The organism is Serratia sp. BNK-4 (assembly GCF_048685115.1).
Lineage (GTDB): Bacteria > Pseudomonadota > Gammaproteobacteria > Enterobacterales > Enterobacteriaceae > Serratia > Serratia bockelmannii.
In genome coordinates, this window is the sequence record NZ_JBLQTM010000001.1 from 2532018 (window position 1) to 2554549 (window position 22532).

Here is a 22532-nt window from a genome sequence, read left to right on the forward strand (position 1 = left end):
TGGAATTGCCGCGGGTAATCCATCCGGCCAGAGCAGCATTTTTGACTACCAGCAGGTTATGCAACAAAACAAATGCCCTTTGTTAAAGTGATGTATGGCCTTTTGATTTTTTATGTTGAAAAAAGAGTCACCGCTCACAGTTATCGAGAATAATTCCCAACACCAGCAAGCTGAAAGGTGTCAGCTTGCAGTTTTCATGATTTAGATCACAAATCAACTACCCAACTGTGGGTAAGCTCTTAGTCGTAGTCAGGGAGTAGAACAAAGTCGGCAGCTGCATCGCCGGTTCCGTTCTCCTCACTGCCTGCCCCTCCGGTTGGCGTAGGGTGAAGCTCTTTAAGCAAATCAGCAGCATGCGAAGAAATAACGCGGGAAGACCCCGGTATTCTCATCACCGCTTATCCCCGTTACGACTATACTAGTGGCTCGCACGGCTTATTTACTGAAAGAGTTTAACATTATCAGGAGAGCATTATGGCTGTAACGAATGTCGCTGAACTGAACGAGCTTGTCGCACGTGTCAAAAAAGCCCAGCGCGAATATGCCAACTTCACTCAAGAGCAAGTGGATAAAATCTTCCGCGCTGCCGCCCTCGCCGCTGCTGATGCCCGTATCCCATTGGCCAAAATGGCCGTGGAAGAATCCGGAATGGGTATCGTCGAAGACAAAGTGATCAAAAACCACTTCGCTTCCGAGTACATCTACAACGCCTATAAAGATGAAAAAACCTGTGGCATCCTGTCTGAAGATGACACTTTCGGTACCATCACCATCGCCGAGCCTATCGGCCTGATTTGCGGTATCGTGCCTACCACCAACCCAACTTCTACCGCGATCTTCAAAGCGCTGATCAGCCTGAAAACCCGCAATGGCATCATCTTCTCGCCGCACCCGCGTGCGAAGAATGCCACCAACAAAGCCGCCGATATCGTGCTGCAAGCCGCTATCGCCGCCGGTGCGCCGAAAGACATTATCGGTTGGATCGACCAACCTACCGTCGAGCTGTCCAACCAGCTGATGCACCACCCTGACATCAACCTGATCCTCGCCACCGGTGGCCCGGGCATGGTGAAAGCCGCCTACAGTTCCGGCAAACCGGCAATCGGCGTCGGCGCCGGCAATACGCCGGTCGTGGTAGACGAAACCGCAGATATCAAACGCGTGGTCGCCTCTATCCTGATGTCCAAAACCTTCGACAGCGGCGTTATCTGCGCTTCCGAACAGTCGGTCATCGTTGTTGACGCTATCTATGATGCGGTACGCGAGCGCTTCGCTTCCCACGGCGGCTATCTGCTGCAGGGTAAAGAACTGAAAGCGGTGCAGGACATCATCCTGAAAAACGGCGGCCTGAACGCGGCCATCGTCGGGCAATCCGCACCGAAAATCGCCGAAATGGCAGGCATCAAAGTGCCGGCCAACACCAAAGTGCTGATCGGTGAAGTGAAGCTGGTCGACGAGTCTGAACCTTTCGCACATGAAAAACTGTCGCCTACCCTGGCGATGTACCGTGCCAAAGACTTCGAAGACGCCGTCGCCAAAGCCGAAAAACTGGTCGCCATGGGCGGTATCGGCCACACGTCCTGCCTGTACACCGACCAGGATAACCAAACGGCTCGCATCGCCTACTTCGGCGATAAAATGAAAACGGCTCGCATTCTGATCAACACCCCGGCTTCTCAGGGCGGTATCGGCGACCTGTACAACTTCAAACTTGCGCCTTCGCTGACGCTGGGTTGCGGTTCCTGGGGTGGTAACTCCATCTCTGAAAACGTCGGACCTAAACACCTGATCAACAAGAAAACTGTAGCGAAGCGAGCAGAAAACATGTTGTGGCATAAACTTCCGAAATCGATCTACTTCCGCCGTGGCTCACTGCCTATCGCGCTGGAAGAAGTGGCGACCGACGGGGCGAAACGCGCCTTCATCGTGACCGACCGTTTCCTGTTCAACAACGGCTATGCCGACCAGATCACCAAGGTTCTGAAGTCTCACGGTATCGAAACTGAAGTGTTCTTTGAAGTGGAAGCCGATCCGACGCTGAGCATCGTGCGCAAAGGCGCCGAGCAGATGAACTCCTTCAAACCGGACGTCATCATCGCGCTGGGCGGCGGTTCGCCGATGGACGCCGCGAAAATCATGTGGGTGCTGTACGAACATCCTGAAACCCACTTCGAGGATCTGGCGCTGCGCTTCATGGACATCCGCAAGCGTATCTACAAGTTCCCGAAAATGGGCGTGAAAGCGAAGATGATCGCCATCACCACCACCTCAGGCACCGGTTCGGAAGTCACGCCATTCGCCGTCGTGACCGACGACACCACCGGACAGAAATACCCGCTGGCCGACTATGCGCTGACCCCGGACATGGCGATTGTCGACGCCAACCTGGTGATGAACATGCCAAAATCCCTGTGCGCCTTCGGCGGTCTGGATGCGGTAACCCACGCGCTGGAAGCCTACGTGTCGGTGCTGGCGAACGAATACTCCGACGGCCAGGCGCTGCAGGCGCTGAAACTGTTGAAAGAGTATCTGCCGGCCAGCTATAAAGAAGGCGCGAAAAACCCGGTTGCCCGTGAACGCGTGCACAACGCCGCCACCATCGCCGGTATCGCTTTCGCCAACGCCTTCCTCGGGGTTTGTCACTCCATGGCGCACAAGCTGGGTTCGGAGTTCCACATTCCGCACGGCCTGGCCAACGCGATGCTGATTTCCAACGTCATTCGCTACAACGCGAACGACAACCCGACCAAGCAAACGGCCTTCAGCCAGTACGACCGCCCTCAGGCGCGCCGCCGCTACGCTGAAATCGCCGACCACCTCGGCCTGAGCGCACCGGGCGACCGCACCGCGCAGAAGATTGAGAAACTGCTGGCCTGGCTGGACGAGCTGAAAACCGAGTTGGGCATCCCAACCTCCATCCGTGAGGCGGGTGTGCAGGAGGCGGACTTCCTGGCGAAAGTCGACAAGCTGTCGGAAGACGCATTCGACGACCAATGCACCGGCGCCAACCCGCGCTACCCGCTGATTGCCGAACTGAAGCAAATCATGCTGGATACCTTCCACGGCCGCGAATTCAGCGAAGCGGTCGACGAGGAAGCGGCGGCTCCGGCTGCAGCCAAAACCGCGGTAAAGAAGCCCAAGAAATAACGGTTCCGTGAACCGATAAAAAAACCCGCCAAACGGCGGGTTTTTTATTGCGCCTGGCGCGCGGTTTTTCTTATCCCGCCGCCAAAACGCCTCAGCGGGCGCTGGCGGCATTTTCGCTCCTACTCCAGGGAGTGAATCGCCTCTTTATAATGCTTGCGACAGACGGAGACATAGCTCTCGTTACCGCCAATCACCACCTGTTCACCAGCGTGCATCGCCTGGCCGTTTTCATCCAACCGCAACACCATGTTGGCTTTGCGCCCACAGTGACAGATGGTTTTCAATTCCACCAGCTTATCGGCCCAGGCCAGCAAATATTGGCTGCCGGTAAACAGCTCACCGAGAAAATCGGTACGCAGGCCGTAGCACAATACGGGAATGTCCAGTTGGTCCACCACATCGCACAATTGCTCAACCTGCGCCTTGGTCAGGAACTGGCTTTCATCCAGCAGCACACAATGCACCGGCTGCTGTTGATGCTCTTGCTGAATCATGGCGTACAGCATCGAGTCGTTGTTATAGAGCTGGGCCTGCGAGGATAAACCGATGCGCGAGCTGACTTTACCGACGCCAAAGCGGTGATCGATCTCCGCGGTGAACACCAGCGTGCGCATACCACGTTCTTGATAGTTATATGAAGACTGTAGCAGCGCGGTGGACTTGCCGGCATTCATCGCAGAGTAATAAAAATAAAGTTGAGCCATGGCCCCGCAACTCCGATGGTATAAGAAATATTCAAATGTTGATTAGGACGGTAAGTGTACCATAAGCCGCCCCCCGGCTCAGCCCAAAGCGAACGAATATTGCGTTCGCCGTAATAATGCGCTTTCAAGCGAAACATATCGTTCTGTCGGCCCGTTCTTTTTACAGCTATTTACAGGATAATGTATGCCTGTCATCACTATTAATTCTTGCTAATGGTTAACCCCGAACATTTGCCCATTAATGCATAATCCTCTTTCACTGCGGCAGGCACCGCAGCCGCGGGAGAGTGCTTGTCTATTATACGTGAGGCCAATACAGGGCATTTAATCACCTTCGCTATCCCCCCGACGTTTCCTGACGCAACCTTTACCTATATACCCCTATTGTTTACAATGTCTGCCTTACCATGGCGTGATTAAGCCCACAGAACTCATTGTAATATTGATATAAATTACGACGATAACTTATCGATGAAAGCCTTGCGACACGCGCCTTTTAAAGCATGCCTGCTGAAATTTTGACTTAAGTGCGGTGAGGATAATAGTTAACAGCCCTTCCTATATTAGTCGGACAGATCCGATTAACGGTTTTTTAAAAGGTAAATTTGAGTATTCAAGTCAATTTGGCTATTGCAGAAAAGAAAATAGCACTCTATTATTATCGAGACGCCCCCCACCAATATAATTTGAGACTAGGACAATGAGCGAAGCATTAAAGATTTTGAACAACATCCGCACTCTGCGCGCCCAGGCAAGAGAATGCACACTGGAAACGCTGGAAGAAATGCTCGAGAAACTGGAAGTTGTTGTGAACGAACGTCGCGAAGAAGACAGCCAGGCTCAAGCAGAAATCGAAGAACGCACTCGTAAACTGCAGCAATACCGCGAAATGCTGATTGCTGATGGTATCGATCCAAATGAGCTGCTGCAAACCATGGCTGCCAACAAGGCTGCCGGCAAAGCAAAGCGTGCAGCACGTCCTGCTAAATACCAATATAAAGATGAAAACGGCGAACTGAAAACCTGGACCGGCCAAGGCCGTACGCCTGCGGTGATTAAGAAAGCTATCGAAGAGCAAGGTAAATCTCTGGACGATTTCCTGCTGTAATAGCGATTCAGTCCGTATCTGAAAGGCTCCCTCCGGGGGGCCTTTTCATTTTAAAGCTTATCGACGTGATCCCACCTCACCCCTCTCCTTTTAGTAAATATCCTAATTCGCATTTTCTTCCCTGCATGGAGCCCCAATGAAAAAAGGGGCCCTAAGGCCCCTTTATCGCATTTACCCTCGTTCAATTATTGAACCTGGTAGAATGCCTTATACCAATCAACAAAGCGCTTTACACCCTCTTCAACGCTGGTTTCCGGTTTAAAACCAATGTCACGATAAAGCTCTGCGGTGTCCGCACTGGTATCCATCACGTCGCCAGGTTGCATCGGCAGCATATTCTTGCGGGCAGTTACCCCCAAAGCCTGCTCCAGCGCCGTGATATATTCCATCAGTTTAACAGGGGTGTTATTGCCGATATTATAAACATGATACGGTGCGGAACTGGTCGCTGGCGATCCCTGTTCAACGCTCCATGACGGATCTGCCTGCGGAATAACCGCCTGCAGCCGCACAATCGCCTCGGTGATATCATCGATGTAGGTAAAGTCACGGTGCATTTCACCGTGGTTATATACATCGATGCTCTCCCCCGCCAATATGGCCTTGGTAAACTTGAACAGCGCCATATCCGGACGCCCCCAGGGACCATATACGGTAAAGAAGCGTAACCCCGTCGTCGGGAGACCGTATAAATGAGAGTAGCTGTGTGACATCAGCTCATTGGCTTTTTTGGTGGCCGCATACAGTGACACAGGGTGATCGACAGAATCTTCGGTAGCAAACGGCAACTTGCGATTGAGGCCATAAACAGAGCTGGAGGAAGCATAAAGTAAATGCTCGACCTTATTATGGCGGCAGCCTTCCAGAACGTTCAAATGGCCGATCAGGTTGGCGTCCGCATAAGCCAACGGGTTAACCAACGAATAACGCACGCCGGCTTGTGCCCCCAAATGAATGACTCGTTGGAACTGATGCTCGGCGAACAATGCCGCCATCCCTTCACGATCGGCCAAATCCAGCTTGATAAAGCGGAATCCCGGCTTATCCGCCAGTCTGTCCCGACGGGCCATTTTCAGGCCCACGTCATAATAGTCATTCAGGTTATCGATGCCGACAACCTGATGCCCGGCGGTCAACAAACGCTCTGCAACGTGATAACCAATAAACCCTGCGGCGCCTGTAACCAGGAATTTCATGCCCACTCCTTAAATAACCGGTTTAATCGAGGCGCCGCGGCCAATCGCGTAATAGATAAAGCCGCGATTCTCCAAACGCTCCGGATCGTACAGGTTACGTCCATCGAAGATCACCGGCTGCTTCAACGCACTCTTGATCACATCGAAGTCCGGTGCGCGGAAATTCTGCCATTCGGTGCAGATCACCAGAGCATCGGCGCCGTGCAATGCAGCCTCTTTGGTCCCCATCAGCTTCAAGTCGTCGCGCTGGCCATAGATGCGCTGAACTTCGTTCATCGCTTCAGGATCGTAGGCTTGAACGGTGGCGCCGGCAGCCCACAATTGCTCCATCAGCACGCGGCTGGACGCTTCACGCATGTCATCGGTATTCGGCTTGAACGCCAGGCCCCACAGCGCAAAGGTTTTCCCCTTCAGATCGCTGCCGAAGTAATCTTTGATAAAGCTGTTCAACTTATCTTTCTGTTGGTAGTTGACCTGCTCTACCGCCTGCAGCAGCTTCGGTTGGTAACCGATCTGCTCCGCCGTGCGGATCAACGCCTGGACATCTTTCGGGAAGCAAGAACCACCGTAGCCGCAGCCAGGGTAGATAAAGTGATAACCGATGCGTGAGTCGGAACCGATGCCCTGACGCACTTTCTCGATGTCCGCACCCAGCATTTCCGCCAGATTGGACATTTCGTTCATAAAGCTGATTTTGGTCGCCAGCATGCAGTTGGCGGCGTATTTGGTCAGCTCTGCGCTGCGGATATCCATCATGATCATACGATCGTGATTGCGGTTAAACGGCTCGTACAGTTCGCGAATCGGTTCGATTACCTCTTTATTATCGGTACCGATCACGATGCGTTCAGGGCGCATGCAGTCAGCTACCGCAGCGCCTTCCTTCAGGAATTCAGGGTTGGATACCACGTCGAACGCCACGTTGCTGCCGCGTTTAGCCAGCGTTTCCGCCATCACCTGACGCACCTTGTCCGCCGTACCGACCGGCACGGTGGATTTATCGATCACCACTTTGCGATCGATCATGTGTTCAGCGATGGTACGTGCAACCGCGGTGACATATTTCAGATCGGCGGAGCCATCCTCATCCGGCGGCGTGCCGACGGCGATAAACTGGATATTCCCGTGCGCCACGCCCGCTTTGGCATCGGTGGTGAAATGCAGGCGCCCAGCCTCATAGTTTTTCTGCACCAGCGGCGTCAAGCCCGGTTCAAAAATCGGAATATTGCCCTTTTTCAGGTTTTCGACTTTTCGCTCATCGACGTCAATGCACATAACGTCATGGCCAACTTCAGCCAGTACGGCGGCCTGCACCAGCCCTACATAGCCAATACCAAAAACTGTTACTTTCATGTGAAAATCCTAGTTTTTCAAATTAAGACGAAAGATCAAATTACTTCTTGTCAGCGGCAACAACCTGTTGCAGCCACTGAGAAAATTCTTTGCCCAGGCTGGCATGACGCATGCCGTACTCTACAAAAGCCTGCATGTATCCCAGCTTGTTACCACAGTCATGGCTTACGCCCTTCAGGTGATACGCTTCCACCGTTTCCTGCTGCATCAACATTTCGATACTGTCAGTCAGCTGAATTTCGTCGCCGGCGCCAGGGGGCGTTTTAGCCAACAGCGGCCAAATATCGGCGGATAACACGTAACGACCGACAATCGCCAGGTTGGAAGGGGCTTTATCCGGCGAAGGTTTCTCAACCACACTCACCATCGGCGCACTTTCGCCCGGTTGCAAAGCAACGCCCTTACAGTCGGCTACGCCGTAGTTTCCGACATCTTTATGCGGCACGGGTTCAACCATGATCTGGCTGACGCCGGTAGTTTCGAAGCGCTGCAGCATTTCGCAGAGGTTGTCTTTTTTCGGATCGGCGCTGTATTCGTCGAGGATCACGTCCGGCAACACCACCGCCACCGGTTCATCGCCCACCATCGGGTAGGCACACATAATCGCGTGCCCCAGGCCTTTGGCATTGCCCTGACGAACCTGCATCACGGTAACGCCTTTCGGGCAGATCGACTGCACTTCATCCAGCAATTGGCGCTTGACGCGTTTTTCCAGCATCGCTTCAAGTTCGAAACTGGTATCAAAATGGTTTTCGATCGAGTTCTTGGAGGAGTGGGTGACCAGCACAATCTCGTTAATCCCCGCCGCAATGCACTCATTAACGACGTATTGGATCAGCGGTTTATCAACCAGCGGCAGCATTTCTTTCGGAATGGCTTTGGTGGCCGGCAACATCCGCGTACCCAAGCCTGCAACCGGGATCACGGCTTTTCTGACTTTGCGATTTACAGCAGGCATTATTTCCTCTCTTGAAGCTAAAGCGCTCATTTTATGAGCTTGGGCTCAATATAAAAAACCTTCGGAGTATACCAGCTTATGCGCGCCTGGCATTAACCAGAACACAAATAGAAAACATTTAGGACTATTACCCGTTCGGATAATCGGGAGAATAAATAAACGGTTTAATTACCGATAAGTGAATAGCTTAAGATCTCGCCGTTCGTTGCCTGTTATTCAGCGCTGAGCATCAGTCGCAACCGACCACCGCTTCCCCATACCTGACACTGCCAGGCAGTGCAGCGCTGGCTGATCTGATTCATGTAGGTGGCCCCCAGCGTCCCCAGTGGCACGCCATTGCTCAGCTGGATTTGATTGTCACCGGTATTGACGTTGGCATGCAGCCCGGCAGAAACCAGAATCAGATTTTTATTTTCGGCGTGATAATATCCCAGCAACAGCGGGAATTGACCGTCTAATTTCCCCTGCCGCAATAATTGATTAACCTGCTTTAACAATGCCGACATTTGCGGCAGACGATGCTGTTGATTAGCCAGATGGTCTTGCAGCAGCCCATTAAATAATGCACGCAACAGCAATGCCGCCAATACGCCATTATCGCCGGCGCGCGTGACGTCCAGGCAATAGAATGCCAGATCCTTTTCTGACAAAGCGGCGATATCCAGCACCAGGCCAGGATTTTCGCCGGTGGTTAACTGCCGATAGTTGATCCGGCAATGCGCAATAGTCTGCTGTACCGGCGGTTGCAATTGTTTAAGCAGTTTGACGGCTTCGGAGGGATTTTTGCTCAACGCATCCCAGTCCTGAAACAGTTCAACCTCTTCAATCGCCTGGGAAGTGAACATATTGGGGTATAAGCATGCCAACACCGCTTCACGCAGGCGATTGAGATCGGTCAGCGGCTTGAGCAGCACATCCTGCACGCCCAACCTCAGCACCTTGGCGATGTCAGCCATCTTGTCGGTGGCCGAGATCACCAGCACCGGGATTTGCAGCCCCTGCAAACGCAGGTGCTCTACGAATTCGATCCCCCCCATTTCCGGCATCGCGAGATCGCACAGGATCAGATCCGGCTTGAAGTCATCGACGGCACCCAGCGCCTGTATACCGTTGGTCGCCTCGCCGGTTTCAGCACCCAGTGAGGCCAAATAACCGACCAGCACTGAACGAAAAACCTGTTCGTCCTCAACGATCAAGATGCGCTTGTGAGTAAGTGGTAATGCCATCAGCCGAGCCTCGTCCCTTTCCATAGTGTAATAGTGGCTCAAAAAGGTCACTTATGCTCGTCTGAAACAGACTGACCGCGCATTGCCAACCGAGAACCGAGAATTATCTATTTTTTATCAACGGCAACAACCGATCCAGTTGTTTTTCCACCGCCAGCACCCCCGCTGCGATCGCTTCATCGGCGCGGTGGAAATCCAGCGTCGAGATTTGCGGACAAAAAGGTTGAATCAACACATCCGGCGGATCGCTCGCCATCCGATTACGCTTCAAACGATTTTCCAGCATTTGAATCGATGTGCTCATAATCTCCATCGCCGTCGGCGCCGTCGCCGGTTTGCGCTTACGCATTCTGCCGACGCGTTCCCGCAGACGCCCGCGCCAGGTCGCCGCAGGCGCATCGTTCGGGCTTTCTTCCTCGATACGTATCGAGAACAGATCCTGCTGCATCAGATGCGCATCATGCTGCAGATCGACCGCGATGACGATATCGGCGCCCATGGCGCGGCAAAGCGACACCGGCACAGGATTGACCACCGCGCCATCCACCAGCCAATAGCCGTCGGCCCATACCGGCGCCAACAGGCCAGGCATACTGCAGGAGGCGCGTATCGCCTGATGAATATCGCCTTCGGTCAGCCACAGCTCGCGCCCGGTGCTGAGATTGGTGGTCACGGCACCGAACTTCAACGCACAATCGGCGATATCATTGACCTTCAGCAGCTGTCCGACGGCGTTAAACACCCGCTCGCCGCGCAACAGGCCGCCGCGCTGCCAGGAAAAATCCATCAGGCGAATGACGTCCCAATAGCTGAACGATCGCACCCACTGCTCCATCGCCGGCAGACGATGGCTGGCGAACGCCGCGCCCACCAACGCGCCGACAGAACAGCCGGCAACGACATCAACCTCAATCCCCAATTTCTTTATCGCATTGATCACGCCGATGTGCGCCCAGCCTTTGGCCGAGCCCGCTCCCAGCGCCAGTCCGATCTTGATTTGCCGCATCGCGCCATCCTCAGGGTGAAAGGTGTTCTCTGCTTTCAGGGTAGATTGTCACTGACGAATATTGTTAGGTAACATATGCGCTAAATTCATTTTCTGCCTCGTGTTCTCAGGAGTTATTTTGCCCGAATTATGCCCATGCGGCAGCGGACTGGCGTATAACGCGTGCTGCGCCCCTTTTATCAGCGGCAATCAGCCAGCGCCGACGCCCGGCCAGCTGATGCGTTCACGCTTCACCGCCTACGTGAGTCATAACGTCGACTATCTGATCGCCACCTGGCACCCCGACTGCGGTGCCGAAGCGTGGCGCAATGCAATCGTCGACAGTTTTAAGAATACCGAATGGCTGGGCCTGACGGTCGTGGAAGAGAAAGCCGGTCATGAGCCGGATGAAGGCTTCGTCGAATTCATCGCCCGTTTTACCGATGGCGAAAGCGGCGAACCGCAAGCGATGCATGAGCGCTCACGCTTCCTTCGTCGCGATCAACGTTGGTATTATATCGACGGTACCAAACCCCAGCCCGGCAGAAATGCGATGTGTCCCTGTGGCTCAGGGAAAAAATATAAGAAGTGCTGCGGGCGCTAACCGGCCGGCGCTTCACGTTTACGCCTGCGCAGACAGGCCGTTCAGTATCAGACAGGATCCTCAAACCCATGCCACACCAAAATGTACAACGAAAAGTGTTACGCACCATCTGCCCGGACGCCAAAGGGCTGATCGCCAAGATCACCAACATCTGTTACAAGCACGAACTCAATATCGTCCAGAATAATGAGTTCGTCGATCACCGCACCGGGCGTTTCTTTATGCGCACCGAGCTGGAAGGCATTTTCAACGACAACACGTTGCTGGCCGATCTGGACAGCGCGCTGCCGGAAGGTTCGCTGCGCGAGCTGCACAGCACCGGGCGCCGGCGCATCGTGGTGCTGGTCACCAAAGAGGCCCACTGCCTGGGCGATCTGTTGATGAAAAGCGCCTATGGTGGCCTCGACGTTGAAATTGCCGCCGTGATCGGCAACCACGACACGCTGCAAACGCTGGTGGAGCGTTTCGATATTCCTTTCCATCTGGTGAGCCACGAAGGCTTGACGCGGGAGCAGCATGACCGCGAAATGACGGCCAAGATCGATCAATATCAGCCGGATTACGTGGTGTTGGCCAAATATATGCGCGTGCTGACGCCGGCCTTCGTGCAACATTATCCGAACCAGGTGATCAACATTCACCATTCGTTCCTGCCGGCGTTTATCGGCGCACGCCCTTATCACCAGGCCTATGAGCGCGGGGTAAAAATCATCGGCGCCACCGCCCACTACGTTAACGACAATCTCGACGAAGGCCCGATCATCATGCAGGACGTGATCCACGTCGATCACACCTATTCCGCCGAGGATATGATGCGCGCCGGCCGCGACGTAGAGAAAAACGTGCTCAGCCGCGCGCTTTATCAGGTGTTGGCGCAGCGCGTCTTCGTCTACGGCAACCGCACCGTTATTCTGTAATCGCTCAATAAATCGGTGCATTTCGTTCAGGGATGCACCGCCAAGAATAAAAAAACGGCAAACGATTCATTTTCTGCATTTCAATGCTTTACACATCCGCTTCATTTGATATGATGCGCCCCGCTTACCGAGACAGCGCTCTCGCAAGCAAGGCCAGTTAAATAGCCATGTATATGGTGGGGTTCCCGAGCGGCCAAAGGGAGCAGACTGTAAATCTGCCGTCACTGACTTCGAAGGTTCGAATCCTTCCCCCACCACCATCTTTTCGTTGCTGATACGCACTGAGTTTAAGCGAGTCAGAAAGGGAAGGATAACGCGCTTTAGCGCGGCCCAAAGGGTGAGGAACGAAGTGACGAATAATCCTTCCCCCACCACCATCTTCTCTCCGCCAGGAGCGAAGACGCAGTAAAGAAACCGGCCAGGTTTCTTCTGGATAAAACCAGAACAACAATTTGTAAATCCATGAATACCATGGTGGGGTTCCCGAGCGGCCAAAGGGAGCAGACTGTAAATCTGCCGTCACAGACTTCGAAGGTTCGAATCCTTCCCCCACCACCATCTCTTGCAAAAATCCCCAAACCGAATTAAAAACACATCGCCTCCATAATATTCCGTATTGGGGAAGGATGAGAAGCTTCGACCAAGGTTCGAGTCTCACGCAGTGAGACAACGCGCTTCAGCGTGGCCCGCAGGGTGAGTCGCACAGCGACGAATCATCCTTCCCCCACCACCATCTCTTGCAGAAATCCCCAAACCGAATTAAAAGCACATCGCCTCCATAATGTTCCGTATTGGGGAAGGATGAGAAGCTTCGACCAAGGTTCGAGTCTCACGCAGTGAGACAACGCGCTTCAGCGCGGCCCGCAGGGTGAGTCGCACAGCGACGAATCATCCTTCCCCCACCACCATCTCTTGCAGAAATCCCCAAACCGAATTAAAAGCACATCGCCTCCATAATGTTCCGTATTGGGGAAGGATGAGAAGCTTCGACCAAGGTTCGAGTCTCACGCAGTGAGACAACGCGCTTCAGCGCGGCCCGCAGGGTGAGTCGCACAGCGACGAATCATCCTTCCCCCACCACCATCTCTTGCAGAAAAATCCAAACCCTACTTAAAACTCGTTGCATCCAATGTTCTCGTATCAATAAACTCAATTTATCTCCCCTTATCGCCGCTTTCACCCAGCCGTTTTATTCCTCTCTCCCAGCCGTAACTTGAACTCCGGCCGACAATTCGCTATACCACTGGCTTCTTTAGTGCAGTAAGGAACAGGTGGATGCGAAACAATATTTGCGTTTTTTGTGGCGCCAGTGAGGGCGTCAATCCCGCTTATGCCGAGCAGGCTCGTCAACTGGGGCAGCTGCTGGCCGCTCAGGGGCGCCGTTTAATCTACGGCGGCGGCAAAAAAGGATTGATGGGGATCGTGGCAGACGCGGTGTTGGCAGCGGGCGGTGAAGCTGTCGGCATTATCCCCGAGCGCCTGGTGGAAGCGGAAACGGCGCATCGCGGCCTGACCGAACTGGAAGTGGTACCCGATATGCATACGCGCAAAGCCCGTATGGCGGCGCTGGCGGACAGTTTTATCGCCCTGCCCGGCGGCATCGGCACGCTGGAAGAGCTGTTTGAAATCTGGACCTGGGGGCAAATCGGCTATCACAACAAGCCGGTCGGCCTGCTGAACGTCAACGGATTCTACCGCCCACTGAGCCAGTTCCTCGAGCACGTCGCCGATCAGGGTTTCATGCGCCACGACTATCTCGGTACCCTGCACATCAGTGAATCGGCACAAACGCTGCTGCAACAGTTTGACGACTATCAACCTAAAAATTACGACCGCTGGGCGAAATAAACCCGCTGCGCAGTCAGCGGTCCCGCCGCTGTCTGCGTTACATTTCCCGCCAAACTCTGCTACTATCACAGCACATTTTTCTCGTGAAAACGGCACCGCTCATGAAGTTTGTCTCTTTTAATATCAATGGACTGCGCGCGCGTCCGCATCAGCTGGCGGCAATTATCGAACAGCACCAGCCCGACGTGATCGGTCTGCAGGAAACCAAAGTTCACGATGACATGTTCCCATTGGAAGACGTCAGCCAACACGGCTACCACGTATTCTATCACGGGCAAAAAGGCCATTACGGCGTGGCGCTGCTGACCAAAGAGGAGCCTCTGGCCGTGCGCCGCGGTTTCCCGACCGATGAAGAAGATGCGCAGCGTCGCATCATCATGGCCGATCTGGCTACGCCACAGGGCACGCTGACGGTGATCAACGGCTACTTCCCGCAAGGTGAAAGCCGCGACCATCCGATCAAATTCCCGGCTAAAACGCGGTTTTATCAGGACCTGCAAAATTACCTGGAGCAACAGCTGTCGGCAGAATCCCCGGTGCTGATCATGGGCGACATGAATATCAGCCCCAGCGATTACGATATCGGCATCGGCGAAGACAACCGCAAACGCTGGCTGCGCACCGGTAAATGCTCCTTCCTGCCGGAAGAGCGTGAATGGATGGACCGCCTGCTGAACTGGGGCCTGGTGGATACCTACCGCCACGCCAACCCGGGGCGCAGCGACGAATTCTCGTGGTTCGACTACCGCTCCAAAGGGTTCGACGACAACCGCGGCCTGCGTATCGATCTGCTGCTCGCCAGCACCCCGCTGGCTTCGCGCTGCATCGCCACCGGCATCGATTACCAAACCCGTGGTATGGAGAAACCTTCCGACCATGCACCGGTCTGGGCGGAATTTACGCTGTAACCCCATCACCCCGGCGCTCGCCGGGGTTTTACTCTGTGAAGCCAATGAAAATTATCGACGTGGTGGCCGCCATTCTGGAAAAAAATGGCCGCATTTTGCTGGCCCAGCGCGGCGCAGACAGCGATCAGGCCGGTCTGTGGGAGTTTCCCGGCGGCAAAGTTGAGCCGGGTGAAAGCCAACCGCAGGCGCTGGCGCGCGAACTGGATGAAGAATTGGGGATTTGCGCCCGTATCGGCAACTATGTAGGCAGCAATCAGTGGCGGCAAGGCGAACGCCTCATCCGGCTACACGCCTGGCGAGTCGCGGAGTTCTCCGGTGAATTGCAGCTGCATTGTCACTCAGCGCTGGTGTGGGTCACGCCGCAACAGGCGCAGGAATATACCCTGGCCCCGGCCGACATTCCACTGCTGGCGGACTATATCGCCGCGCAAGGCGATGCGCGCTGAGCGCGGCGATAGGTTACATGGTCACTTCTTTAATCGCACCCAAATCAAGGGGTTGGTGCCGATAGTGTTAGGCTCACGCACACACTGCAGCACTTCGCCTTCGACTTTGAGCACCGCGCCTTCGGAATAGTTTTGATTCTGGTAGACGCAACAGCGGTTGCAGGGTTGCGCCGGTGGCGAATTGGCGCCGTTTTTCGCCGTCCCCCAAATCTCCGGCGAAACCGGCAACACCACGTCCACATCGCCCCGGTTGGCGGCCGCCAGGCCGCAATACGCCAGGGCAGCGGCAGCCAGCACCCCATTGAGTCCACGCTTCATTCACTTTTCTCCTGCGCCTTGCCGGCGCTTTTCCTGCGTTTTTTGCCCCCGCTGGAGGGCGGCGGCGGCAATCCACGAAATGCCATGCTCGCCCGGCTCTGCTTGGCCTGATAAATCAGCTCTTGCAACGTGCCGACCAACGGCTGCATAAAGTCCTGATAACGGCAGGATTTCTCGCTGATTTGCGTCAGCGTGGCTTCCCAGTTTGCCGTCATATCAGGACGCGCAGCAAGATCCGGCAGCGAGTGAATCAACGCGCGCCCGGTTTCGCTGGAGTGAATATAGCGTCCCTTCTTGTACAGAAACGCCCGTTTGAACAGCAATTCGATGATCCCCGCTCGCGTCGCTTCCGTACCTAAACCATCGGTCGCCCGCAGTATTTTCTTTAGCGCTTTATCTTGTACGAAGCGCGCGATGCCGGTCATGGCCGACAACAGGCTGGCGTCGGTAAACGGCCGCGGGGGCTGCGTCTGGCGCTCCACCACTTCACCGCGCTCACACAGCAGCTCATCATCTTTAGCCACCACCGGCAACGGTGCGCCCTCATTTTCCTCGTCGCGTTCCTTGCTGCCCAGCAGCGTACGCCAACCGGCCTCCGCCAGGAAACGCGCCTTGGCGATGAATTTGCCGCCGGCGATATCCAGCTCGATCACGCATTTGCGGAACACCGCATCCGGACAAAACTGCATCAGATACTGGCGCGCCACCAGCCCATACACGTTCCGTTCATCCTGCGTCAGGTTAATCTTGCCGGCACGGGCGGTAGGAATGATAGCGTGGTGCGCATCGACCTTTTTGTCGTCCCAGCAGCGGTTGCGGCGATCGCTGTCGATCACCGGCTGCGGGTACAGTTCAGGCTGGTGCACGCTGATGGCGTTCAGCACCGCATGGCGGCCAGCGAAATGTTCTTCCGGCAGGTAGCGACAGTCGGAACGCGGATAGGTGATCAATTTATGGGTTTCGTACAGCCGCTGGCAAACGTCCAGCACCTGTTGGGCGCTGAGGTTATAACGCCGGGCCGCTTCAATTTGCAGCGTGGAGAGCGAAAACGGCAGCGGCGCAGTATCTGATTCCCGTTTATCGTTATAGGACGTGACCAGCGCCGGCTGGCCCTCGATGCGCTTGACCACGTGCTCCGCCAACGGCCGGTGCAGCAAACGCCCCTCTTCATCCTGATAAGGTTCGCAGGAGTCGCTGGGTTGCCACAGCGCCACGAAGCGTTCTTCTTTCGGCGTAACGATGTGCGCCTTGACCTCAAAGAAATCTTTCGGCACGAAGTTTTCGATCTCTTCATCGCGCCGCACCACCAATCCCAGCACCGGCGTCTGCACCCTGCCCACCGACAGCACACCGTCGTAACCGGCGTTGCGGCCCAGCAGCGTATAAGCGCGGGTCATATTGATGCCGTACAGCCAGTCGGCGCGCGAACGTGCCAGCGCAGACACGCACAGCGGGATAAAGTCTCGGTTGTCGCGCAGACGCTCGACCGCGCGCTCCACCGCCTGCGGGTTGAGATCGTTGATCAGACAGCGGCGCACGTTCTGGCGCTTCTCCGCCGTCAAATCCAGGTAGTCCAGCACCTCATCCACCAGCAGTTGCCCTTCGCGATCCGGGTCGCCGGCGTGAACCACTTCATCGGCTTCAAGCAGCAACTTTTTAATGGCGTTGAGCTGTTTACTGACCGAAGGACGCGGCTGCAACCGCCATTTTTCGGGAATGATCGGCAGATCCGCCAACGACCAGCGCGCATAGCGGCTGTCATAAGCGTCAGGCTGAGCCTGCTCCAACAGGTGGCCGACGCACCAGGTCACCACGTCGTTGTTACCGCAGGCGATATACCCGTCGCCGCGGCGATGCGGCTTGGGCAAGACGTCGGCAATGGCGCGCGCCAAACTCGGTTTCTCGGCTATGAACAGTCGCATTATTCACCGTTTTTCTGGCTGAACGTCATCAAGAATTCTCTTACTTCTGCATAGTTCCCACGGAAGACAATCCGCTGGGCTTTCTTTTCCAACTGATAGCAATACATCGGATCGTAGTACTGCTGCAACAGGGGCGCCAACCATTCACGGTGCGCCTCGCCCTGGCCGCTGAGCCGCTGTGCCCGCAGCGCCGCTTCCAGTCGTTGCGTCAGCTGCTGGAAGCGTTCCAGCCCCAGGCGGCGGCGTATGGCGAACAGGCCGTGGTGCAGATAGTCGTCGTACTGTCGCCAGCCGTCTTCCACACCATAGGCCTGTTCGAACTGTTCGCGCATGCCGTCGATATATTCCGCCTGCAGACGCGCCAGACGAATGTCGAACGGATCGTCGATCACCGCCACCGGCGCCTGCTGCATCCCATTGAACAGCGGCAGCGGCAGATTGTTGCTGCCGATGATCCGCCCTTCGTCTTCCAGCACCCAACGGCGGCTGCCACCATGCTGTTTTTTCAGCAATAACACAGCCAGACGATTCTCAAAATCGATCTGCGAGCTCTGGCCCGCCAGCGTTCGACCAAAAGATGAACCGCGATGGCGCGCCACGCCTTCCAGATCGACGCCGTCGGCCAGTTCGTTGACCAGCAACGTCTTGCCGCTGCCGGTATTGCCGCCCACCAGGGCCATCGGCAATGCCGCGCTTTGCGCCAGCACGCCGAGCAAATAATTGCGCAGCGCCTTATAACCGCCAATGATACGCGGGTACTCGACGCCGGCCTCATGCAGCCATTGCTGCACCAGCTGCGAGCGCAGCCCGCCGCGGAAGCAGTAAATATAGCCTTCGGGCCGCTCTGCGCAGGCCGCCAGCCAGGCGGCGGTGCGCTGTTCGCGCAGTTTGCCGTTCACCAGGCTGTGGCCGAGCGCGATCGCCGCTTGTTGCCCATGCTGCTTATAGCAGGTGCCGACCGCCTGGCGTTCGCTGTCGATCATCAGCGGCAGATTCAGTGCCTGAGCGAAGGCGCCCTGCTGAAACTCGATCGGTGCGCGCACGTCAATCAGCGGCACGTCCTGCAGGAAAATGCGTTGGTAATCGTCGCTGTCCGCCCTTCCTTGCATGTTGGACACTACGCGACCTCGATCAGCGGCTTATCGGCCGATGCCACATGCAATTCACCGATAGCATTGAGCGTGATACCGTGCTGTTCGGCAATCGCCAGCACCTGCGCTTCCGCCTCCGGCAATACCGCCAACAGCAAGCCGCCGGAGGTTTGCGGATCGCACAGCAGCTGGCGCTGCAAATCGCTCATCTCGCCCACCAGATGGCCATAGCTGTCGAAGTTGCGCCCGGTGCCGCCCGGCACACAGCCCTCGGCGATATACGCCTCAACGTCCGGCAGTTTCGGCACCCGATCAAACCAGACCGTCGCCTGCAGACCGGAGCCCTGGCATACCTCGCTCAGGTGGCCCAGCAGGCCAAAGCCGGTGATGTCGGTCATCGCCGTGACGCCCGCCACCTCGGCAAAATCAGCACCCGGTTTATTCAGGCGACACATCACTTCAGTCGCCAGGCCCTGATGCTCAGGGCGCAGCTTGCTTTGCTTCTCGGCGGTCGTCAGCACACCGATGCCCAACGGCTTGGTCAGATAAAGTTTTGATCCGGCCTGTGCCGCGCTGTTTTTCTTCACCCGCTCGGTATTGACCACGCCGGTCACCGCCAGGCCGAAAATAGGTTCCGGTGCATCGATAGAATGGCCACCGGCCAGCGCGATCCCCGCCTGCTGGCAGGCGAAACGGCCGCCGTCGATCACCTGCTGCGCCACCTCCGGCGGCAGCTTGGCGATCGGCCAGCCGAGAATGGCGATCGCCATGATCGGTTTGCCGCCCATGGCGTACACGTCGCTGATGGCGTTGGCAGCCGCAATGCGGCCGAAATCGAATGGATCGTCGACGATCGGCATGAAGAAGTCGGTGGTGCTGATGATACCGACGCCGTTGCCAATGTCGTACACCGCCGCATCGTCGCGGGTTTCATTGCCGACCAGCAGGCGCGGATCGACAAACTTTTCCCGCTCGCTATGCAGGATGGTTTCGAGAACTTTCGGTGAGATTTTGCAGCCGCAGCCAGCGCCATGGCTGTACTGGGTTAAACGGATCGCTGGCGATGTCATAGTCCACTCCCTTCGGTAACGGCACTCAAGATAACATAGGGTAGCGCTTGCCGAGGGGATTGATAAGAGCGGGCCGCCGATAAGCGAACGGCCTGCTCAGAAACCATGCAATTTTGCGGGGTTTGGCGCATTTTCACCGCGCCCCGTTGGAAAAAACTCAGAAATAGCTGACGAAAGGCGTGCTGTCCGGCGGCGTCACCTTGGTGGCAGCCTTCAGCTGCGGCGTCCCCAGATAGAGGAAGCCGACGATCTCGTCCTGCGCGCGGCAACCGAAGGCTTCACGCACCAGCGCATGCTCGGTCCAGGCGCCGGTGCGCCAGATGCCGTTAAAGCCCTGCGCCAGCGCCGCCATCTGCATCGCCTGCACGGCGCAACCGGCGGAAACCACCTGCTCCCAGCGCGGCACTTTGGTCTCTTCCGTGCAGTGCGCGATGACGGTGATGATCAGCGGTGCGCGGAACGGCGCCTTGGTGGCTTTTTCGATCGCCGCCTCGTCCAGCTGATCCTGCTTCGCCGCCGCCTGCAGCAGCTGACTGAAGCGTTCCAGGCCCTGATTCTCGATCATCACGAAACGCCACGGCTGCAGCGCGCCGTGATCGGGTGCACGCAGGCCCGCGTTGATGATATTTTGGCGCACTTCCCCCGCCGGCGCCGGTTCCGCCAGGCGCGAAGCCGAGCGACGATTCAATAAAAGATCCAGAGCATCCATCGTAAACTCCTGATAACAATTTTCATTCCGGCCACGTTAACATAGCTAAACGACGAGTTACAGCCTCGGCGATAGCGTCTGTGTGCCACGATTTAAAGCTGACATTTACCCGGCCGCTCATTAGGATAGCGGAACATTCTCGACTCTTGTTGGAGAGCACATGCGCACATTGTGGCAAATTATTGCCGGCATTTTCCGGTGGACATGGCGTCTGCTGAATTTTATCAGGGAACTGATCCTTAACCTGTTCCTGGTCTTGCTGATCCTGGTTGGGGTCGGCATCTATCTGTCCTTCCAAAGTTCCTCCACCTCGACGGCCCCGGCGCGCGGCGCGCTGCTGGTCGATTTAAGCGGCGTGGTGGTCGATCAGCCTTCGGTAAACAACCGAGTGCGGCAATGGGGCCGCGAACTGTTGGGCGCCTCCAGCAGCCGCCTGCAGGAAAACTCGCTGTTCGACGTAGTCGACAGCATCCGCAAGGCCAAAGACGACAAAAACATTACCGGCATGGTGTTGCAGCTGAATGACTTTGCCGGTGCCGATCAGCCGTCGCTGCGCTATATCGGCAAAGCGCTGCGCGAGTTCCGCGACAGCGGCAAACCGATCTTCGCCATCGGCGACAGTTACAATCAAACGCAATACTACCTGGCCAGCTACGCCAACAAGGTCTACCTGTCGCCGCAGGGCGCGGTCGATCTGCACGGTTTCGCCACCAACAACTTGTATTACAAGTCGTTGCTGGACATGCTCAAGGTCACCACCAATATCTTCCGCGTCGGCACCTATAAATCGGCGGTCGAACCGCTGATCCGCGACGACATGTCCCCGGCGGCGCGTGAAGCGGACAGCCGCTGGATTGGCGGCCTGTGGCAGAACTATCTGGAAACCGTGGCGGCCAACCGGCAGCTGACGCCGCAGCAGCTGTTCCCCGGCGCCGCCGGCGTGCTGAGCGGCCTGCAGGCGGCAGGCGGCGACACCGCCCGCTATGCGCTGGACAATAAGCTGGTGGACGAGCTGGCGTCGCGCACCGCGATCGAAAATCAGCTGGTCAAAACCTTCGGCTGGGACAAACAGGCGAACGATTTCAACGCCATCAGCATCTACGACTACCAGCCGAAGCCGGACGCCAACCAGGGTGGCAAGATCGCCGTGGTGTTCGCCAACGGCGCCATCATGGACGGCCCGCAGACGCCGGGCAACGTTGGGGGCGACACCACCGCCGCCGAGCTGCGTCAGGCCCGTCTGGATCCGGCCGTCAAAGCCGTGGTGTTCCGCGTCAACAGCCCTGGCGGCAGCGTCAGCGCGTCCGAAGTGATCCGCTCCGAGCTGGCCGCCGTGCGCGCCGCCGGCAAACCGGTGGTGGTGTCGATGGGCGGCATGGCCGCGTCGGGCGGTTACTGGGTCTCGACGCCGGCCGACTACATCATCGCCAGCCCGAGCACGCTGACCGGCTCCATCGGTATTTTCGGCATCATCAATACCTACGAGAAAACCCTGGATACGCTGGGCGTGCACACCGACGGCGTGGCGACATCGCCGCTGGCCGATATCGCGGTCACCAAGGCGTTGCCGCAGGAGTTCTCGCAGATGATGCAGCTGAATATCGAAAACGGGTATAAGAACTTCCTCGATCTGGTCGCCAAATCACGCAAGATGACCCCGCAGCAGGTTGACCAAATCGCGCAGGGCCACGTGTGGCTCGGCAGCGACGCCAAGGCCAACGGCCTGGTCGATCAGTTGGGCGATTTCGACGACGCGGTGAAGAAAGCCGCTGAGCTGGCGAAACTGCAACAGTGGCAGCTCGACTGGTTCGTCGACACCCCGAGCCTGAGCGATATGGTGCTCAGCCAGTTCGGCGTTTCCATTCACGCCATGCTGCCAGCGGCGATTCAGGCCATGCTGCCTGCCCCGCTGGCCTCGGTCGCCAATGCGGTGAAAGAGCAGCCGGGTTTGTTCAATAACTTGAACGATCCGCAGAACCGCTACGCGATCTGTCTGACCTGCGGAGAAGTCCGCTAACAAAT

At 56.4% G+C, this 22532-nt stretch carries 19 protein-coding genes, 2 tRNA genes and 3 other RNA genes; 13 read left to right on the forward strand and 11 right to left on the reverse strand.

Features of this window, described 5'->3' with window-relative positions; translation table 11 throughout:
* The first annotated feature begins 474 nt into the window (after positions 1 to 474).
* Positions 475 to 3147 (forward strand): bifunctional acetaldehyde-CoA/alcohol dehydrogenase, encoded by a 2673-nt coding sequence (adhE, locus tag ACMGGW_RS12180; RefSeq protein ID WP_197832022.1) that lies wholly within the window; start codon positions 475 to 477, stop codon positions 3145 to 3147.
* A gap of 119 nt (positions 3148 to 3266) precedes the next feature.
* Here the strand turns inward: adhE and ACMGGW_RS12185 are convergent, their stop codons facing one another.
* The gene (locus tag ACMGGW_RS12185) at positions 3267 to 3851 is read right to left on the reverse strand and encodes a thymidine kinase (RefSeq protein WP_015378091.1); all 585 of its coding nucleotides are present in this window, start codon (positions 3849 to 3851) and stop codon (positions 3267 to 3269) included.
* A gap of 700 nt (positions 3852 to 4551) precedes the next feature.
* On the opposite strand from ACMGGW_RS12185, the gene hns reads away from it, so the two are divergent.
* On the forward strand, positions 4552 to 4959 hold the full coding sequence (gene hns / locus ACMGGW_RS12190; RefSeq protein WP_004932170.1) for a histone-like nucleoid-structuring protein H-NS: 408 nt from the start codon (positions 4552 to 4554) through the stop codon (positions 4957 to 4959).
* 185 nt (positions 4960 to 5144) lie between these two features.
* Here hns and ACMGGW_RS12195 read toward each other — a convergent pair whose 3' ends face one another.
* From ACMGGW_RS12195 to rssA, 5 genes are all read right to left on the reverse strand, one after another.
* On the reverse strand, positions 5145 to 6155 hold the full coding sequence (locus tag ACMGGW_RS12195; RefSeq protein WP_197832023.1) for an NAD-dependent epimerase/dehydratase family protein: 1011 nt from the start codon (positions 6153 to 6155) through the stop codon (positions 5145 to 5147).
* A 9-nt stretch (positions 6156 to 6164) separates the two neighbouring features.
* Positions 6165 to 7508 carry a UDP-glucose dehydrogenase family protein gene (locus ACMGGW_RS12200; protein WP_197832024.1) on the reverse strand — a complete coding sequence of 448 codons (1344 nt, stop codon included), beginning with the start codon at positions 7506 to 7508 and terminating at the stop codon, positions 6165 to 6167.
* A 40-nt stretch (positions 7509 to 7548) separates the two neighbouring features.
* On the reverse strand, positions 7549 to 8466 hold the full coding sequence (gene galU / locus ACMGGW_RS12205) for a UTP--glucose-1-phosphate uridylyltransferase GalU (RefSeq protein ID WP_197832025.1): 918 nt from the start codon (positions 8464 to 8466) through the stop codon (positions 7549 to 7551).
* Between the two features lie 212 nt (positions 8467 to 8678).
* Complete coding sequence (gene rssB, locus ACMGGW_RS12210) at positions 8679 to 9692, reverse strand: two-component system response regulator RssB (RefSeq protein ID WP_025303080.1); 1014 nt, start codon at positions 9690 to 9692, stop codon at positions 8679 to 8681.
* Positions 9693 to 9795: 103 nt separating this feature from the next.
* Complete coding sequence (rssA, locus tag ACMGGW_RS12215) at positions 9796 to 10698, reverse strand: patatin-like phospholipase RssA (protein WP_197832026.1); 903 nt, start codon at positions 10696 to 10698, stop codon at positions 9796 to 9798.
* 118 nt (positions 10699 to 10816) lie between these two features.
* Here rssA and ACMGGW_RS12220 point away from each other — a divergent pair, with 118 nt between their 5' ends.
* From ACMGGW_RS12220 to ACMGGW_RS12265, 10 genes are all read left to right on the forward strand, one after another.
* Entirely contained in the window at positions 10817 to 11281 is a 465-nt protein-coding gene (locus tag ACMGGW_RS12220; protein WP_025303082.1) for a YchJ family protein, read from the forward strand.
* Between the two features lie 68 nt (positions 11282 to 11349).
* Positions 11350 to 12198 (forward strand): formyltetrahydrofolate deformylase, encoded by an 849-nt coding sequence (gene purU, locus ACMGGW_RS12225; protein WP_004932187.1) that lies wholly within the window; start codon positions 11350 to 11352, stop codon positions 12196 to 12198.
* Positions 12199 to 12373: 175 nt separating this feature from the next.
* A tRNA-Tyr gene (locus ACMGGW_RS12230) sits at positions 12374 to 12458 on the forward strand.
* A gap of 213 nt (positions 12459 to 12671) precedes the next feature.
* Positions 12672 to 12756, forward strand: a tRNA-Tyr gene (locus ACMGGW_RS12235).
* A gap of 47 nt (positions 12757 to 12803) precedes the next feature.
* Positions 12804 to 12931: non-coding RNA, RtT sRNA (locus tag ACMGGW_RS12240), on the forward strand.
* 47 nt (positions 12932 to 12978) lie between these two features.
* Positions 12979 to 13106, forward strand: a non-coding RNA gene (locus ACMGGW_RS12245) — RtT sRNA.
* 47 nt (positions 13107 to 13153) lie between these two features.
* Positions 13154 to 13281, forward strand: a non-coding RNA gene (locus tag ACMGGW_RS12250) — RtT sRNA.
* Between the two features lie 192 nt (positions 13282 to 13473).
* Positions 13474 to 14046: a TIGR00730 family Rossman fold protein gene (locus ACMGGW_RS12255; RefSeq protein WP_004932190.1), complete on the forward strand. Its 573-nt coding sequence runs from the start codon at positions 13474 to 13476 to the stop codon at positions 14044 to 14046.
* A gap of 101 nt (positions 14047 to 14147) precedes the next feature.
* The gene (gene xthA / locus ACMGGW_RS12260) at positions 14148 to 14954 is read left to right on the forward strand and encodes an exodeoxyribonuclease III (RefSeq protein WP_197832027.1); all 807 of its coding nucleotides are present in this window, start codon (positions 14148 to 14150) and stop codon (positions 14952 to 14954) included.
* A 44-nt stretch (positions 14955 to 14998) separates the two neighbouring features.
* The gene (locus tag ACMGGW_RS12265; RefSeq protein ID WP_197832087.1) at positions 14999 to 15400 is read left to right on the forward strand and encodes a pyrimidine (deoxy)nucleoside triphosphate diphosphatase; all 402 of its coding nucleotides are present in this window, start codon (positions 14999 to 15001) and stop codon (positions 15398 to 15400) included.
* 21 nt (positions 15401 to 15421) lie between these two features.
* Here ACMGGW_RS12265 and ACMGGW_RS12270 read toward each other — a convergent pair whose 3' ends face one another.
* The 5 genes from ACMGGW_RS12270 to ACMGGW_RS12290 all read right to left on the reverse strand — a co-directional run bounded on the left by ACMGGW_RS12270 (position 15422) and on the right by ACMGGW_RS12290 (position 20510).
* On the reverse strand, positions 15422 to 15718 hold the full coding sequence (locus tag ACMGGW_RS12270; protein ID WP_047574918.1) for a DUF1496 domain-containing protein: 297 nt from the start codon (positions 15716 to 15718) through the stop codon (positions 15422 to 15424).
* Entirely contained in the window at positions 15715 to 17640 is a 1926-nt protein-coding gene (locus ACMGGW_RS12275) for a DNA topoisomerase III (RefSeq protein ID WP_043142985.1), read from the reverse strand. The genes ACMGGW_RS12270 and ACMGGW_RS12275 overlap by 4 nt, the downstream gene beginning before the upstream one ends.
* On the reverse strand, positions 17640 to 18749 hold the full coding sequence (mnmH, locus tag ACMGGW_RS12280) for a tRNA 2-selenouridine(34) synthase MnmH (protein ID WP_038629396.1): 1110 nt from the start codon (positions 18747 to 18749) through the stop codon (positions 17640 to 17642). Before mnmH ends, ACMGGW_RS12275 begins: the two co-directional genes overlap by 1 nt.
* 8 nt (positions 18750 to 18757) lie before the next feature.
* On the reverse strand, positions 18758 to 19801 hold the full coding sequence (gene selD / locus ACMGGW_RS12285; protein ID WP_025303088.1) for a selenide, water dikinase SelD: 1044 nt from the start codon (positions 19799 to 19801) through the stop codon (positions 18758 to 18760).
* Between the two features lie 157 nt (positions 19802 to 19958).
* Complete coding sequence (locus ACMGGW_RS12290) at positions 19959 to 20510, reverse strand: NAD(P)H nitroreductase (RefSeq protein WP_197832028.1); 552 nt, start codon at positions 20508 to 20510, stop codon at positions 19959 to 19961.
* Between the two features lie 160 nt (positions 20511 to 20670).
* On the opposite strand from ACMGGW_RS12290, the gene sppA reads away from it, so the two are divergent.
* Entirely contained in the window at positions 20671 to 22527 is a 1857-nt protein-coding gene (gene sppA, locus ACMGGW_RS12295; RefSeq protein ID WP_033643311.1) for a signal peptide peptidase SppA, read from the forward strand.
* The last annotated feature ends 5 nt before the right edge of the window (positions 22528 to 22532 follow it).